This is a genomic window from Rahnella bonaserana (assembly GCF_019049675.1).
Lineage (GTDB): Bacteria > Pseudomonadota > Gammaproteobacteria > Enterobacterales > Enterobacteriaceae > Rahnella > Rahnella bonaserana.
In genome coordinates this window covers 109,930-126,544 of the sequence record NZ_JAFMOW010000054.1, presented here as the reverse complement: position 1 = coordinate 126,544, position 16,615 = coordinate 109,930, and the positions used below count along the sequence as shown (strand labels likewise).

Sequence of the window (16,615 nt, the reverse complement as noted above, 5' to 3'; positions counted from 1 at the left end):
AAAAGTTCGATTTGCTTAAACAAGTTAAGCGGTGCTCAGAGATTACTTCGTAATAATTCAACTAAATGAATTACTGCTTGGTCACTCTAAGACTTGATATTTTTTGCCACCGAAGTGGCTGATATCGTCTTGTGAGTGCCCACACAGATTGTCTGATAAATTGTTAAAGAGCATGCCGCGGTTCGCAAGGAATCTTATGCGGCGCGGGAGGCGTATATTACGTTTTCCCGCTGAAGAGTCAAGAGATTATTCATTCGAACTTTCTACTTTTTCTCTTCCTGTCCGAGCGACTTGTCAGTCGTTGTTCCCGGTCAGTGGAGGCGCATTATAGGGAGTTCTCAGAAGGCCGCAACCCCTAAAATACAAATAATTTACTGACCGCTGAATCTTTCATCAAATGGCGTTTAAAGCGGCAATTCCTGGATACTTCTGAAGCCATATGACTGTAAAACAGGCAGCAAACTCTGTGCCTCTGCAGTCATCGCCATGCAGTAAGCGACACTCTCTATTTCAACACCGGCTTTTTTTTCTGGAATAGGGACGTGAGAAGTCTCAATTAACCAGTGCGCGCGTCTGGCAATCGCAGAACCGGAGTCGATCATACGCGTGCCGTCAGGTAAAACCTGTGACAGCTCTTGCGAAAGCAACGGGAAATGCGTGCAACCTAATACCACGGTGTCCGGCGGTTCACGCAAACGCAGCCACGGATGCAGGATTTTCTTCAATGCAACCAGTGAAACCTCTTCACCATGCAGCTTCGCTTCGGCCAGTTCTACCAGTTCTGCCGAACCCAGCATCAGAATCTGACAATCCGTCGCAAAACGTGCGACCAGATCATACGTATAAGGACGCTGCACCGTTGCGCGCGTCGCCAGCAATCCGACCACACCATTACGCGTTAATTTAGCAGCGGGCTTGATCGCAGGGACAACCCCGACAACAGGGCAACTGAATTTGGCGCGTAATGCAGGGAGGGAGACGGTGCTCGCGGTATTACAGGCGATAACAATAATAGAGAGGGGATGGCGTTTCGCGACAGCGGTGACAATCTCAACTACGCGCTCAACGATAAACTCTTCGGATTTCTCGCCGTAGGGAAAAGCCACATTATCGAAGGCATATATAAAGTGCAGGTCCGGCAACATCTGCCGGACCTCATCATAAACCGACAACCCGCCGACGCCGGAATCGAAAACCAGCACCGTCGGGCGGTCAGGAACTTGTGTTGTATCAGAAGGTATAGCTTCCAGAGAGGTAATACTCACGTCCTGGTGTGGCATAGCCATAAGCCGTCTCGTAATCTTTATCAAACAAGTTGGCAATTCTACCACGAACTGTCAGATGTGAGGTTACAGGATATGATGCCGCGAGATCCCACAAACTGACGCCGCCCAGTTTAACGGTCTGGTAAGGATAGGTTCCGTAGTCGGTATCGTAACGCTGTCCCAGATACTGATAGTTGATCGACCAGTCGATGTCAGCGATATCCCAGTCAATCTGGTATTTCGCCTGCTGCTTGGCACGACGGGTCAGAATGTCGTTGGTTGTCGCATCACGCGGGTCGAGATACTCCAGGGTTATCTTGTGCTGCAACGGGCCGGTATCGAAAGACCCCGTCCATTCCACGCCTTTAATCGTCGCTTTACCGATGTTGTAGTAATTATCGGTCGAGTCGTTGTAAGAGATCATCTGATCGATATCATTACGATAGACAGATAAGCGCCAGTCCAGCGGCCCCGTCAGACCTTCCAGCCCGCCCTCCCATTGTTTACTCTCTTCCGGCTTCAGATCAGGATTGCCATAGTAAGCACTGTAGAGCTGGCTCAGGTTCGGCGATTTATAGGCAGTGCCGTAAGAAGCGATGAAACGATAGCCGTCGATAAATTCCCATGCGGCACTGCTCTGCCAGGTAGTGTGCTGACCAAACTGGGAGTTATCGTCGCTGCGCACCGCGCCTTCGAGGGTGAAATCGCTGATTTTTTGCTGCGTGGTCAGATACACGCCGGTGTTGTGCTGGTCATAGCCATCAGCCAGATAGCTTGTCCCCGGTTCGGTAGTCAGTTTCTGCCAGTCCAGACCTGCGCTGACTTCCCCTTTCCATATCTGGAACGTATTACCCCATTGCACGTTGTACTGATCGGAATCGTCCAGAGAAGCGGAGGCGTCATACGGGCCATATTTCGGATCGTAGTTATAGTCTTTGACGTGGCTGTAGCTGCCGATTAACTGCGTGGCGTAAATACCGTTCTGATAACGAAGACCTGTGTCATATGTCCGGCTGTAAAGCTGGCGGGTATCAATCAGCGCGCTGCCCGGCGAATAATACGCATCATAAGCCGTGCGGTTATCATATCCGTACGCGCGTGCAAAGCCGCTGATCTCTTCATTGAACTGGTGTTGCAGCGCCAGATACAGCGTCTTGCTCATGAAACCGTCGCGATCTGGCTGAGGAACACCACCGTTATTCCCGTCAGCGACCACGTCAATCCCGCGGGTGTAGGTGTAATCCCCTGCTGCCGTCAGCGTTGTGTTCTCGCCTAATTTCTGCTGCGTTGAGCCGTTGTAGTTCTGATAACCATGCGAGCCGATACCCGCGCCGAGCGTAGTGCCGTCTTTGTCGCGCGTCGTAATTATATTAATGACGCCGCCGATGGCATCCGAGCCATAAACCGCCGAACGCGGGCCGCGAATAAATTCAATGCGCTGAACTAATGAGAGAGGGATCTGGCTGATATCCACTGATCCGGAAATACCCGCCTGATTGAGACGCACACCATCCATCAGGACCAATGTGTGGCTGGAGCTGGTGCCACGGACATACACAGAGGTCAGTTGCCCCATGCCACCGCTCTGGCTGATATCCACGCCAGGTAAACGACGCAGTACGTCGGCCACGGATTTTGACTGCCATCTGTCGATATCTTCACGCGTGACGATATCCGTCGGCGCTAATACAGAAGAAACGGGCTGTGGAAAACGGTTCGCTGTAACGACCATATTATCGCTGCTATCTGTGAAAGTGCTGTCTTGCGCCCACCCTGAAAAAGCCGTGACGGATAATGCCGTCAGCAGCACGTGCTTTTTAATTGTCATGAATCGAGCATCCAAACTTAATTGGCGGATGCCGCAGAGGATCACCGGCGGTAATTCGCGACGACGATGATTAATGCGACGTAACATCGGCAGGTCTTCGGACTTAGGATTTGCAGGCTCATTAATTACGCCGTAATTAATTGAGATTACCCGCACCGGGCGATGACTTCCCATCTCCTCTTTCTCCTTTCCTATTTAAGGAGAGAGAAGGAAGAAACAGTGTCTGCATAATAAAGAATGCTATCGCCGTGAGTTCCCCATACCGCTGCGCGCCAGTTCCGGATTCACACCGGATTCCCTTTTAACTCAGTCAATGAGGCCGAAACGCAATCCTACGATCAACCTATTTGGAAATCCAGACATCCGTAATGCCAGATGAACTTTCCCGATATAAACATAACAAAGGTAGACATGGGGGAGACTTTCCCTACAATCCCCCGCTAAGTTTGTACATTCATTCCCTGTTAGACGAGATAACCGATGACGCCTGAAAACCTGCCCATTGAACAGTACGACGACCAGCTGGCGGAAAAGACCGCACGTCTCACGGCGATGATGTCGCCATTTAATGCGCCGCAGCCTGACGTTTTCCGTTCTCCAGTCAGCCATTATCGTATGCGCGCGGAGTTTCGCGTCTGGCACGATGAGGGCGACCTGTACCACATCATGTTCGACCAGCAGACCAAAGCCCGCGTGCGCGTGGACCAGTTCCCGACCGCCAGTGAGCTGATTAACCGCCTGATGCCGGTGCTGATCTCGGCTATCAAGCAAGATCCGGCGTTGCGCCGTAAGATCTTCCAGATCGACTATCTGTCGACCCGCAGCGGCAAAATCATTGCCTCGCTGCTTTACCATCGTAAGCTTGATGACGAGTGGCAGCAGGCCGCCACCGCCCTGCGTGACCAGTTGCGTGCTGATGGTTTTGATATACAGCTGATTGGCCGGGCAGCGAAAACCAAAATCATGCTCGACCAGGATTATGTCGATGAAGTTCTGCCGGTCGCGGGCCGCGAAATGATTTATCGTCAGGTGGAAAACAGCTTCACTCAGCCAAACGCCGAGATGAATATTCAGATGCTGGAATGGGCGCTGAAGGCCACGGAAAACTCAACCGGTGATTTGCTGGAACTTTACTGCGGTAACGGCAACTTCTCGCTGGCTCTGGCACGTAACTTCCGTCGCGTTCTGGCGACGGAAATCGCCAAGCCTTCCGTCGCAGCCGCGCAATACAACATTGCCGCGAACCACATTGATAACGTGCAGATTATCCGCATGGCGGCCGAAGATTTCACTCAGGCGCTGAATGGCGTACGAGAATTCCGCCGTTTGCAGGATGTCGATTTAAGTGGATACGAGTGCAATACCATTTTTGTCGATCCGCCACGCAGCGGGCTGGATGATGAAACCGTGAAAATGGTGGCAGGCTACGACCGTATTCTTTACATCTCCTGCAATCCGGAGACGCTGTGCGCAAATCTGGAAACACTGAGCAAAACGCACCGCGTCACGCGTCTGGCATTGTTTGATCAGTTCCCGTACACGCACCATATGGAATCTGGCGTGCTGCTGGAAAAAATCTGACGGCGGATGAATAAACAAAAACGGGCACCTTTTGAGTGCCCGTTTTTATTTCAGTCCGTTATCCACAATATTACAACACGATATTACAAATAGACCCGCAGATATTCTGACAAACACAGGATCGCCATCGCCTGTCCGTAAGGCATCGAGGTCAGCGCGATTTCACGATAGAAATCCAGATCATTGCCCATCGCTGTACCGAATGACGTTTGCGTCAGTTCGCCTGCCGGATTGATATGTTTAATCACCCCCTGAATGGCTTTCTCCGCCACCGGCGCATAAGACGCATCGATATAACGTTTACGCACCGCTTTCAGGATGCCGTACGCAAAACCGGCGGTCGCCGAGCTTTCCAGATAAGAGTGCGGATCGTCGAGCAGCGTATGCCATAACCCGCTGTCGTCCTGACATTTCGCCAGCGCACTGACCTGACTTTCCAGCACCTGCAATAAATAGCGGCGGGTGGCGTTGTTTTCCGGTAAGTCCACCAGTTCGAGGAATTCCGGAATAGCAATTGTCAGCCAGCTGTTGCCGCGCGCCCAGCGGGCCTGCGCAAAGTTGTGATGACCGTCAAACGTCCAGCCGTGGAACCACAGACCGGTTTCGCGATCCATCAGATACTGCACGTGCATCAGGAACTGATACGTCGCTTCTTCAACAAATTCCGGGCGATCGAGCAATTTGCCGATTTTCGCCAGCGGCAGCACGCTCATCATCAGCGTGTCATCCCACATTTGCTGATGATTTTCGTTGTTGTAAACGATATGCTGCATCGCGCCTTTGTCAGTGCGCGGCATTTCATACATCACCCATTCCGCCCAGCGCTCGAGATAAGGACGCCATGCCGCATTGCCGGTTTCCTCATAACGATACGCCAGCGTCAGGAACGGACTCATCGTATTGACGTTTTTGGTCGGCGTGCCTTCCGCCAGACGCGCGGTAAACCAGTCGTCGATCACCGCACGCATTTTTTCGTCGCCGGTCTGCTGATAATACTGATAGATACCGTAAAGCCCGATGCCGTGCGTCCACTCCCAGCCTGCCCAGCCTTTGGTGTCAATCACGCGCCCATCGTCGAGGCGTAACAGGAATTCACCGGTTTTATCTTCGATATTCACCAGATTGTCAGTCACGTTGTGGATCAGCGATTTCAGCTCGTTGCGTGAAATGAAATGTTCCGGCTGTCGTAACAAGGCACTGTGTTTAACTTCAAAAACTTTCATGGGGTTCTCCTGTGAATTCAAAATTTATAAACGTCCCTGTACCGGCATTTCAGCGGTATTTTCACGGGTCAGCTTTTCGGGTGGCGGATTATTGCGATGCAGATAACCGATGTTGTTATTGCCCCACAGAGATTCGTATTTCATCCCTGTCAGCATTTCGACCGTTGCGCGGTCTTCCGGTGTAATTTGCTCCGGCACGATGCGGTTGGCATCACGCATTTTTTGCGTTTCGCGGGTCAGTACGCCGTGCGTTTTCTGATTCAGGCGGAAGAATAAAGAGATGATGAAACCCATGCTGAGCATCAGCAATGATCCAATCACCAGTACGCCGAGAATAGTATGGCCAACCGCCGGAACCTGCTGACTTTGCCCGGAAACAAATCCGGCAAGTTGCAGGATGATCCCCACCAGCATCACCGCACCGGCCTGAGACGCTTTGCGGGTCAGTGTCATCACACCGGCGAAAATCCCTTCGCGACGCTGGCCGGTGATGGTTTCATCGACGTCCGCGATATAGGTATAGATATTCCACGGCACGTAGTTGATCCCGCCACGGCCCAGACCAGCCAGTGCGGAAATCAGCAACAGTAATGACATCGAATCATTCATGCCGGTGAAATAAAGCACACCGTAGGAAATGGTCGCCAGCCCGAACAGGGAAACCGCCAGACGATAAGACGGCGCAGGGCCGAAGCGGATACACAGCGGGATCATGCCGATCACCGCCACGAATTGCAGAATCGCCATCATGCCCATCAGGTTGGAAGCAATTGCCGCGCTTTGCATCAGCACGAACACCACGTAATAGGTGAACACGGCGTTAAACACATCCTGCGCGATATACCCGCCAAGGTACAAACCCAGATGCTGGCGGAAAATCTTGATACGCAACGTGGAAGATAATTCGACTTTGAGGCGTTTCAGGCTTTGTGCCAGGGTCAGTTGCTGACGCTCGCGTTCAATTTTCTTCGTGGCTTCAGATTTGAGTTCTTCCGGACGCTCCCAGGTAAAGAAATAGACCAGCGTCAGCACGAAGGCGCAAATCACCGCAAAGACCAGGCTCGAGTAGAAGAAGGAAATGGCGTTATCTTTGCCGAAATGCTGCAACAAAATTCCCGGAAGGAACGCCGCAAGAATCGCAGAAAGCTGCGCCAGCGCGATACGTGCGCCAGAGAATTTAGTCTTCTGTTTAAAGTCATCGGTCATTTCCGGTACCAGTGTTTCATACGGCACCAGAATCATGGTGTAAACGATATCGAACAGCAGATAAGTCAGCAGGTAGTAGACGTATCCCATGTCGCCCACCCACATAAAGCTGTAGCTGAACACGCAGGGGATACCCAGCAGGATGAAGAACTTACGGCGGCCAAACCGTTTGCCCAGCCAGGTGTTACCGAAATTATCGGTGAGATAACCCATCAGCGGACTCAGCACCGCATCGGCGACGCGCGCAGTCGCAAAGATAAAGGTCGCTTCGATGGGCGAAAGGCCGCAGAACGTGGTGTAGAAATAGAGCAGCCACGCCGCCGTCAGGGCGGTTGTGCCTGCCCCCAGAAAATCGCCAGAACCGTAGGCGATGTAATTAAAGAATCCAATTTTACGTGTTTTCATTGCCGTGTTGCCTCTGTTAAATCACCTATAGGCATAGGCTTAATGCGAACGAAAATGCGTCGTCCGGCCATGATTCAAATTAACGAGGAGCAGGAATGAAAACCTTTTGGTTTTTGCCACTCAAACCCACTTTATGGCAATGAAATAAAGAAGTGGGCGATCAATCTCTAAATATTGAACATGGGTTTGATATTAATGAAATGACAGTTCATTAAATGAATGCAGAGGTAAAAAAAGGCAATCCACTGATTGCCCTTTATGCATGGCGGGGGAAAGTCTTACTGTAACGTGGATTTACGCTTTTTCAGCTTCAGGCCTATCCAGAACACCAGCGCGACACTGATCAGCGACGGCACGAAATTTGAACCAAGTTCAGGGTATTCCGCGCGAACAATCGTGCTGTACAGCAACAGGCCCAGCAGGAAACAGGCCGCGGCCAGAACCGGTAATCCTTTCGGCATTTCGCCCCGATGGTAGCGAACGTGCAGGCAGTACACCGCTAACACCAGAGAAATGATCGGGAAAATTGAAAACGTAACGACGGAGCTGAATAACGCATCGAAGGTGCCATTAATGGACAGCCCGGCAATCAGAGCCAAAACCAGAGTGCCATTATCCTGGTTCGGTTGTTCGGTCATCTTCTTTACCTCGGGTCTTATTATTGATGGGAGTCACAGCCGTACGTTCCTGTTGACGGCGATACCAGTAATACGCGCCTTTGGAAATCATCCGCAGTTGCAACACCAGTCGTTCTTCCAGCTGGCGCCGCTGAGCGATATCGACATCCAGCGCTTCCGCACCGGCGTTGAAAACGATGATCACCATGGCTTCAGCCTGCGCTTCGGTAAAACTGCGCGGCATATGGTTTTCGAGTTGCAGATAGTCGGCAAGTTCCGCAATAAAATGCTGAATTTCACGGGCGACGGCGGCACGGAATGCCGAAGACGTACCGGAACGTTCACGCAGCAGTAAACGGAATGCGTTGGGATTGTTACCGATGAATTCCATAAATGTGGAGACGGACGTGCGGATCACGCTGCCGCCTTTGGCAATACGCTGACGTGCCTGGCGCATCAGCTGACGCAGCATCAGACCACTTTCATCCACCATGGTCAGACCCAGTTCATCCACATCGCGAAAATGCCGGTAAAAGGATGTGGGTGCAATTCCCGCCTCGCGGGAAACTTCACGCAAACTCAGACTGGCAAAGCTGCGCTCGGCACTGAGCTGGCTAAAAGCCGCCTCAATCAGCGAGCGACGCGTGCGCTCTTTTTGTTGTGCTCTTACGCCCATAACCTTCATCCGGATAGTATTCTTCTTTTGATTATTCGCCCGATACCGATTCACTATACCAAAATTTTTAACGGGCGGAGCCAAAGATCTAACAGCATAAAGTGGGTCAGAATGTTGCTGCTTTACCATTAAATGACAACTGCATGTGGGGTAAACAGGTGTAATATGTTACTTTCTCGTTGTGATTTTGTATAAAAATAGGTTTCGAACTATGCCACAGCACTCACATTTTGATGCCATTATCATTGGCTCAGGCCCTGGCGGAGAAGGCGCCGCGATGGGACTGGTTAAACAAGGCGCCCGGGTTGCTGTCATCGAACGCTATAACAACGTCGGTGGCGGATGTACTCACTGGGGCACAATCCCTTCCAAAGCACTGCGCCATGCCGTCAGCAGAATCATCGAATTTAACCAGAACCCGCTTTACAGCGATAACTCGCGCACTATGAGTTCAAGCTTCCCGGACATTCTGCGCCACGCCGACTCTGTTATTAATCAGCAAACCCGTATGCGTCAGGGTTTCTATGAGAGAAACCAGTGCCAGCTTTTCTCCGGCGATGCCAGCTTTGTGGATGCCAATACCGTCAGCATCCGTTACGCCGACAACACACACGAACAAATTACCGCTGACAATATCGTGATTGCCTGCGGTTCGCGTCCTTACCGGCCTGCCAATGTCGATTTTGGTCATCCGCGCATTTATGACAGCGATCTGATCCTCGAACTGAGCCATGAACCGCGCCACGTCATTATTTACGGTGCGGGTGTGATCGGCTGCGAATATGCGTCGATCTTCCGTGGTTTGAACGTCAAAGTGGACTTAATCAACACCCGTGACCGTTTACTGTCTTTCCTCGATCAGGAAATGTCAGACGCCCTTTCCTATCACTTCTGGAACAATGGCGTGGTTATCCGCCACAACGAAGAATTCGAGAAGATCGAAGGCGTGGAAGACGGTGTGATCATGCACCTAAAATCCGGTAAAAAAGTGAAAGCCGACGCGCTGTTGTACGCCAACGGACGCACCGGTAACACCGACCAGTTAGGTCTGGAGAATATTGGTCTGGAAGCTGACAGCCGCGGCTTGCTGAAAGTGAACAGCATGTATCAGACGGCGCTGTCGCATATTTATGCGGTCGGCGACGTGATTGGTTATCCAAGTCTGGCATCAGCTGCTTATGATCAGGGCCGTATTGCCGCGCAGGCAATGATTCAGGGGGAAGCCAAAGTCCACCTGATCGAAAACATTCCGACCGGTATCTATACCATCCCTGAAATCAGTTCCGTCGGTAAAACCGAGCAGGAACTGACCGCGATGAAAGTGCCGTACGAAGTGGGTCGCGCGCAGTTCAAACATCTGGCACGTGCACAAATTGCGGGCATGAACGTGGGCAGCCTGAAGCTCCTGTTCCACCGGGATACCAAAGAAATCCTGGGGATTCACTGCTTTGGTGAACGCGCCGCCGAGATTATTCACATCGGCCAGGCCATCATGGAACAGAAAGGTGAAGGGAATACTATCGAGTATTTCGTTAATACTACCTTCAACTATCCGACCATGGCAGAGGCCTATCGCGTTGCGGCCCTGAACGGATTAAACCGCCTGTTTTAAGACTGCGGTTCGGTCCATATAAGGCTGCATGTGCTCTTTGATGGCTTCGGCCAGTTGCTCGTAACGCCCGCGCAGTGGCGAGCCGGGACGATATACCAGCGCGATGGTGCGTCGCGGTTCCGGTTTGTCACAGGTCAGATACGTCACTCCGTCACGGCTGCGCTCATTAGGCACGGCCAGTGACGGCAATAATGTGATCCCGCTCCCCGCCGCCACCATATTACGCAGCGTTTCCAGACTGGTTGCGCGGAAATGGGTATCTTCATCTGCACCCGCCTGGAAGCAGAAACCGAGTGCCTGATCGCGCAGACAGTGTCCGTCTTCCAGCATCAGCAGTTTTTCCCCGGCCAGATCTGCCATCGCCACGCGATCGCGTGATGCCCACGGATGATCGTCATAGATCGCCAGTTTCATCGGCTCATCAAATAACGGCACTTCAATAAACGCTTCGCTTTCTTTCACCAGCGCCAGAATCGCGCAATCGAGCTTTCCGCTGTCGAGCTGCGCCAGCAACTGATGGGTTTGTGCTTCGTGCAGATACATTTCCAGTTTCGGAAACGTCTTGTGCAGTGAAGGAATAATTTGCGGCAACAGGTAAGGTCCGACGGTCGGGATCAGACCGATGTGCATCGGCCCGGACATAGCTTCGCCCTGCTGGCTCGCCATCTCTTTAAGGACTTTCACTTCACGCAGCACTGTGCGCGCCTGATCGACCAGCAATAAACCCGCTTGGGTAAACAGCACCTTACGGCTGGTTCTTTCCAGCAACATCACACCCAGCTCGTCTTCAAGTTTGCGGATCTGTCCGCTTAAGGTTGGCTGGCTGACATGGCATGAGTCTGCGGCACGACGAAAATGGCGGAACTCTGCCAGTGCCACCAGATATTCTAAATCACGAATGTTCATTTTTTCCTCCAGTCCCTAAAAGGCAATGCGATAGCCGGTAACGATAGATAAGATAGCAATCAACGATTATATCTATCAACCTTTATCGTGAATAATGCCTTCCAACGAAACGGCAATGCCGAAAATACTTTCTATTTTATTGATTAATTAAGAGGTTATTCATGTTTGCAAGCCAGGAAGGGAAACACGTACCGCACGTTACTTTTCACACCCGCCAGGGCGACCAGTGGGTAGATCTCAGCAGCGACGAGCTGTTTAAAAATAAAACAGTGATTGTTTTTTCACTGCCGGGCGCCTTTACCCCGACGTGTTCTTCCAGCCATCTGCCACGTTACAACGAACTGGCACCGGTGTTTAAAAGCCACGGCGTTGACAGCATTATGTGCGTTTCCGTGAATGACACCTTCGTGATGAACGCGTGGAAAGCTGAACAGAACGCGTCCAACATCACTTTCATCCCGGACGGCAACGGTGAGTTCACCAAAGGGATGGACATGCTGGTCGAGAAAGCCGATTTAGGTTTCGGCCCGCGCTCATGGCGTTATTCCATGCTGGTGCGTAACGGCGTAGTGGAAAAAATGTTCGTCGAGCCAAACAAACCGGGCGACCCGTTTGAAGTGTCTGATGCCGACACCATGCTGAAATACCTTGCACCTGAATTCAAAGTGCAGGAATCCGTGTCAGTGTTCACCAAACCGGGATGTCCGTTCTGCGCCAAAGCCAAACAAATGTTGCAGGAACGCGGCATTCAGTACGAAGAAATTGTATTAGGTAAAGATGCAACGACTGTCAGTCTGCGCGCCGTGACGGGCCGGGCAACAGTGCCGCAAGTCTTTATCGGTGGACGCCACATCGGGGGAAGTGACGACCTGGAGGTTTACCTCCATTCAGAAACAGAAGACCTGTGTGAAGTCGCACAATAATCTTCGATAAGAAACTGCTGTAAGAAATAAGACAAGAAGTCCCTGCATTACCAACAAAAAAGCAAAGTTAGACTACGTGAACTTTCGGCGGATCTCTGATCCGCCTTTTTTTGTTTCACTGTTCCCTTCTGAGATCACCGACCCTGTTTTTCAACCACGCTCCTGCGACACTTTGCGGTTCCTTTATGGCGAATGGCAAAACGATGACGGCGAAAAAACCTCGCAATAAAATCACGCAGCAGGATGTCGCCCGTGTGGCAGGCGTTTCCGTTGCGGCGGTTTCGCTGGTGCTCGGCGGTAAAGGCCGCATTTCGCCACAAGGGGTGGAAAGAATTTATCAGGCGATTGATCAGCTGGGTTATCGCCGGGCTACGATTTCCCCGTCCGTCATGCTACCCCGTATCGGCGTTTTACTGCCGTATGACTGTGCCTTTTCAGCAGCTCTGCTGCCGGAACTGTCGAAGGTGCTGCAACAGGCCGGTTTCGCCGTCGCGCTTTCCTATTCCACGCAGTCTCCCTCTGAAGTGCTCGCTCAGACCGAAGCGCTTCTTGCGCAGGATGCACGCGGGATTATTGTCTGCGGGAAACTACTGAACATCCCTCCGGAAACTTTGCAGGCGCTGAATGCCAGAACGACAGCCCGTCACGTCGCGCTCACAGGCATCTGTGCACATCATCATCCGGGGCCGGTTGCCGCTGTCCAACCCGATAATGCACTGGCCGCACATATGGCCGCGGACGCCTTGCTGGAGCAGCAGCATCATCATATTGCATACCTCGGCGGCGAAAATCATTCCCTGATCCGTGCAGAACGACTTGGCGGACTTTCCGTGGCGCTGGGCAAAGCGGGCAGGGCATTTTCGCCGTCGCTCAGTTTTCCCTGCGCCGCTACATTTGATGATGCGTCACTGGCTGTCGTGCAGGTGTTCAAACACAATCCCAAAGTCTCGGCAATCCTGTGCGATAACCCGACGGTTTTGCAGGCTGTGCATCACGCGCTGCTCAACCGGTTACAGGCCAACAAATGGCGGCTTTTTTCACGGCGCATTGCGCTGACCGGCTTCGGGGAATGTCAGCAGTCATTAAAACTGCAACTGCCGCTGATTGCCGTCACTCAAAACGCGATCGCTATTCGCACGCTGGAATGCCTGCAACGCCAGACTGACGAAGGATCCTTATTACCCGGAGATCCGCGACTCACCCTCACTCCGGTCTTCCTCTGATACTCCTTTCTCCTGCGTCCTGAGCAGGTTAAAAAAAACGGCGAAAAATTTTACCCGTTTTATTTATCATTCCTGCCCTCTGCCTTTTGACGCTTTTTCCGTCAGCCATGATGCTTACGGTCATGGTTTCCAAAGGGTCAGGGTCAATGATCGACTTCGCCGAACTCGCCCGGGACAGGGCAAATCATTTTCTAACATTACTCGCGCAATGGGTGGCCATTCCCTCGCCCTTCGACAGCGAAAGCTGCCAGCCGGACGCCCCTTTCGGTCGGGGCGTTGCCGATGCGCTGGGCTGGTGGCAAACGCTCGGTGACGACGCCGGGCTTAACACGCTCAATGTCGATAACCACGCAGTGCATATCGAATACGGCAGCGGTGACGAAATTGTGTATGTCTTTGGTCATGCCGATGTCATTCCGGCCGGTGATGGCTGGCATTTCCCGCCGTATCAGCTGACGCGGCTGGGCGATAAGCTGATGGGTCGTGGCGTGGTTGATGATAAAGGCCCGATGATCGCCGCGTGGCTGGCACTGGATATTCTGCGCGAACTGAAACTTCCGCTGGCACGCCGCATTCGTCTGGTCGCGGGCGGTAATGAAGAAACCGGCTTTCGCTGCATCCGCCGTTATTTTGAATCACAGCCGCAACCGGCTTTCGCTTTCACTCCCGATGGCAAATTCCCGGTGATTTACGGCGAAAAAGGCTCGTTGCTGGTTACGCTGATTTCTCCCGTGGAACAGCCTGATTTGTCAGTTTGCTGCGGCGAAGTGGTGAATTCGATTCCTGATGTCGCGCATCTGCGTGGCCTTTCGCTGTATTCCGGCAGCTGGACACTGGAAGACGGTTTTACACTGCTGGCGGAACCGGAATGTGCCGATCACTGGCGGTTGTATGGTCGCGGCGGTCACTCATCAAAACCGGAAGCCTGTCTGAATCCGGTTGCTGCTACGGCGCAGTTACTTCATCAGCGCTTTAACGCCCCCTGGACACAACAACTGGCCGAAATCACTGAGGCGAAAGCCGGCCAGAGCGGCGTGCGTTTTGCGCTGGATACGGCAGGTGAATGCGGGAAAATCCTGCTGGTACCCACGGTGCTGAACATCAAAAACGGGCTGATGACCCTGACGCTTAACGTGCGGTATCCCGAAAATCTCAGCGCAGAAACGATCACCCAAAGGCTGGAGCAATGGAATCACGACTGGCCCGACAGCCGCCTTGAAATTCAGCCGGTCAAACCACCGAGTCTTTATCCGCCAGACAGCCCGCTGGTGCGGACGCTGCACGAGATTTACACCCGCCATACCGGCGATACACACCACCCTTCACGCACCACCGGTGCGGGCAGTTACGCCAGCGCGATGCAAAATGCGGTGATTTTTGGCTGCGAATTTCCCGACGGTTCTTCAGGTAATACCCACAGCGCAGATGAATACGGCAGCTTAAGCCGCTTCATCAGTGCCATCGGCATCTACGCCGAAGCCCTTTACCGGCTGGCAAATCTGCCCGCCGCAACCAGTGAAAAACGAGGTAACTGATTATGTCTGCGAAGAAACTGATTGCTCTGTGCGCGTGTCCGATGGGCCTGGCCCATACCTTTATGGCGGCGGAAGCCATCGAGGTTGCCGCCCGCGCACGAGGTTATGACGTAAAAATTGAAACACAAGGCGCCGACGGCATCCAGAACGAACTGACGGCGGAAGATATCGCGCAGGCCACAGTGATTATCCACGCAACCGGCATCACACCGCAAAACATCGAACGGTTTAACGGCGTTGAAGTGTATGAAGTCGAGCTGAAAGACGCGGTGAAAAATGCCGGCGGACTGATCGACGAAATCGAAGAAGATCAGGGTCAGTAATTCCACTTTTGCTTTGTTAAGCGCAAGGAGTTTCCCGTGGCGATAAGAATAAGAGTCATCAATACCGGTCACAGTCAGTCCTCCGATACCCCGGCCACACCCGCAGGTCCTGCAGGCAAAGGCCAGAGCCATGCCTGGAAAGAGTTCAGTAAACACATCATGACCGGCATTTCCTACATGATCCCGGTGCTGATTATGGGCGGTCTGATAGGCGCGCTGTCGCAAATCATTCCGTATGTTTTTCTGGGAATGTCGCCTGATGAATCCATTATGGCGGCGCTCAACAGCGGACGTTATACCGGCAGTTCAGTATGGATGCTGCAAATCGCCAGCATCATGGAAAGCTTCGGTTTCACGCTGTTTGGCTTCGCTATCCCGATGTTCGCGGCATTTACCGCCAACTCTATTGGCGGCAAAACGGCGCTGGCAGCCGGTTTTATTGGCGGTTATGTGGCGATCAAACCCGTGGCGGTTCCGGCACTGGTCAGCGGGCAATGGGCGGCGGTGGCACCGGTCGCTTCCGGGTTCCTCGGCGCTATTGTGATTGCGTTTGTGGTCGGTTATTTCGTCCGCTGGATGAATAACACCATCAGGCTGCCGCATACCTGGCTGGCGTTCAAAACCAACTTCTTCATTCCGCTGATATCCGCCATCGTGGCGATGTTGCTGATGGTGTTCCTGATTACGCCAATTGGCGGCTGGCTGAATACGCTAATCAAAGAAGCGTTACAGGCCGCTGGTTCGGCGGGGACTTATTTTTACGCCACCTTGCTGGCAGCGGCGACGGCGTTCGATCTCGGCGGTCCCGTGAACAAAGCCGCCGGATTTGTGGCACTCGGTTTCACCACCGAAAAAGTGCTGCCGATCACCGCGCGCTGTCTGGCCATCGTCATTCCTTCCTTCGGGCTGGGGCTTTCCACCGTTATTGATAAATGGCTGGTCGGCCGCCGGGTTTACGATCGCCAGTTCAATCAGATTGGCCGCACCGCGATTTTCCTCGGGTTTATGGGGATTTCAGAAGGGTCGATTCCGTTCGCGCTCGAACGTCCGGGGTTTGTCATTCCGGTCTACGTGATTGGCGCGATTATCGGCGCGTTGCTCGGGGTTTCGCTGGGTGCAGTGCAATGGTTCCCGGAGTCCGCCATCTGGGCATGGCCGCTTATCACCAACATTCCGGCTTATCTGATTGGTCTGCTCGGCGGTTCACTGTTTATCGCGGTGACATGCGTGTTCTACCGTAACCGTTTAATCAAAAAAGGCCTTCTCGAAGTCGCCTGAATCCGGAGAAAAAA

14 protein-coding genes and 1 riboswitch are annotated in these 16,615 nt (G+C 52.7%); of the genes, 7 read left to right on the top strand and 7 right to left on the bottom strand.

What is annotated here, in order from left to right:
* Positions 1-404: 404 nt before the first annotated feature.
* Entirely contained in the window at positions 405-1,286 is an 882-nt protein-coding gene (gene murI / locus J1778_RS05405; protein ID WP_238484575.1) for a glutamate racemase, read from the bottom strand.
* Positions 1,231-3,093, bottom strand: coding sequence for a TonB-dependent vitamin B12 receptor BtuB (btuB, locus tag J1778_RS05400; protein WP_217172313.1), 1,863 nt, complete (start codon positions 3,091-3,093; stop codon positions 1,231-1,233). The genes murI and btuB overlap by 56 nt, the downstream gene beginning before the upstream one ends.
* Positions 3,094-3,164: 71 nt before the next feature.
* A riboswitch (cobalamin riboswitch) is annotated at positions 3,165-3,432 on the bottom strand.
* Between the two features lie 141 nt (positions 3,433-3,573).
* Between btuB and trmA the strand changes: the two genes are divergently transcribed.
* Positions 3,574-4,674 (top strand): tRNA (uridine(54)-C5)-methyltransferase TrmA, encoded by a 1,101-nt coding sequence (gene trmA / locus J1778_RS05395; RefSeq protein WP_217172310.1) that lies wholly within the window; start codon positions 3,574-3,576, stop codon positions 4,672-4,674.
* Between the two features lie 83 nt (positions 4,675-4,757).
* On the opposite strand, the gene bglB is transcribed toward trmA, so the two are convergent.
* From bglB to fabR, 4 genes are all read right to left on the bottom strand, one after another.
* Entirely contained in the window at positions 4,758-5,897 is a 1,140-nt protein-coding gene (gene bglB / locus J1778_RS05390) for a beta-galactosidase BglB (protein WP_113877605.1), read from the bottom strand.
* Positions 5,898-5,921: 24 nt separating this feature from the next.
* On the bottom strand, positions 5,922-7,508 hold the full coding sequence (locus tag J1778_RS05385) for an MFS transporter (RefSeq protein WP_217172309.1): 1,587 nt from the start codon (positions 7,506-7,508) through the stop codon (positions 5,922-5,924).
* Positions 7,509-7,786: 278 nt separating this feature from the next.
* On the bottom strand, positions 7,787-8,146 hold the full coding sequence (locus J1778_RS05380; RefSeq protein ID WP_217172308.1) for a YijD family membrane protein: 360 nt from the start codon (positions 8,144-8,146) through the stop codon (positions 7,787-7,789).
* Positions 8,121-8,801: an HTH-type transcriptional repressor FabR gene (gene fabR, locus J1778_RS05375; protein WP_095924159.1), complete on the bottom strand. Its 681-nt coding sequence runs from the start codon at positions 8,799-8,801 to the stop codon at positions 8,121-8,123. Before fabR ends, J1778_RS05380 begins: the two co-directional genes overlap by 26 nt.
* 211 nt (positions 8,802-9,012) lie before the next feature.
* Between fabR and sthA the strand changes: the two genes are divergently transcribed.
* Positions 9,013-10,413: a Si-specific NAD(P)(+) transhydrogenase gene (gene sthA / locus J1778_RS05370; RefSeq protein WP_217172307.1), complete on the top strand. Its 1,401-nt coding sequence runs from the start codon at positions 9,013-9,015 to the stop codon at positions 10,411-10,413.
* Here the strand turns inward: sthA and oxyR are convergent.
* Complete coding sequence (gene oxyR / locus J1778_RS05365; RefSeq protein WP_112289359.1) at positions 10,396-11,319, bottom strand: DNA-binding transcriptional regulator OxyR; 924 nt, start codon at positions 11,317-11,319, stop codon at positions 10,396-10,398. The two genes, sthA and oxyR, sit on opposite strands and share 18 nt — an antisense overlap.
* Before the next feature lie 161 nt (positions 11,320-11,480).
* Between oxyR and J1778_RS05360 the strand changes: the two genes are divergently transcribed.
* From J1778_RS05360 to J1778_RS05340, 5 genes are all read left to right on the top strand, one after another.
* Entirely contained in the window at positions 11,481-12,242 is a 762-nt protein-coding gene (locus J1778_RS05360; RefSeq protein WP_217172306.1) for a glutathione peroxidase, read from the top strand.
* A 185-nt stretch (positions 12,243-12,427) separates the two neighbouring features.
* Entirely contained in the window at positions 12,428-13,465 is a 1,038-nt protein-coding gene (locus tag J1778_RS05355; protein WP_217172305.1) for a LacI family DNA-binding transcriptional regulator, read from the top strand.
* Between the two features lie 146 nt (positions 13,466-13,611).
* Positions 13,612-15,000 carry a Sapep family Mn(2+)-dependent dipeptidase gene (locus J1778_RS05350; RefSeq protein WP_217172304.1) on the top strand — a complete coding sequence of 463 codons (1,389 nt, stop codon included), beginning with the start codon at positions 13,612-13,614 and terminating at the stop codon, positions 14,998-15,000.
* Between the two features lie 2 nt (positions 15,001-15,002).
* On the top strand, positions 15,003-15,323 hold the full coding sequence (locus tag J1778_RS05345; RefSeq protein ID WP_217148917.1) for a PTS fructose transporter subunit IIB: 321 nt from the start codon (positions 15,003-15,005) through the stop codon (positions 15,321-15,323).
* Positions 15,324-15,359: 36 nt separating this feature from the next.
* Positions 15,360-16,601 carry a PTS fructose transporter subunit IIC gene (locus J1778_RS05340; protein WP_217172303.1) on the top strand — a complete coding sequence of 414 codons (1,242 nt, stop codon included), beginning with the start codon at positions 15,360-15,362 and terminating at the stop codon, positions 16,599-16,601.
* Positions 16,602-16,615 lie beyond the last annotated feature (14 nt).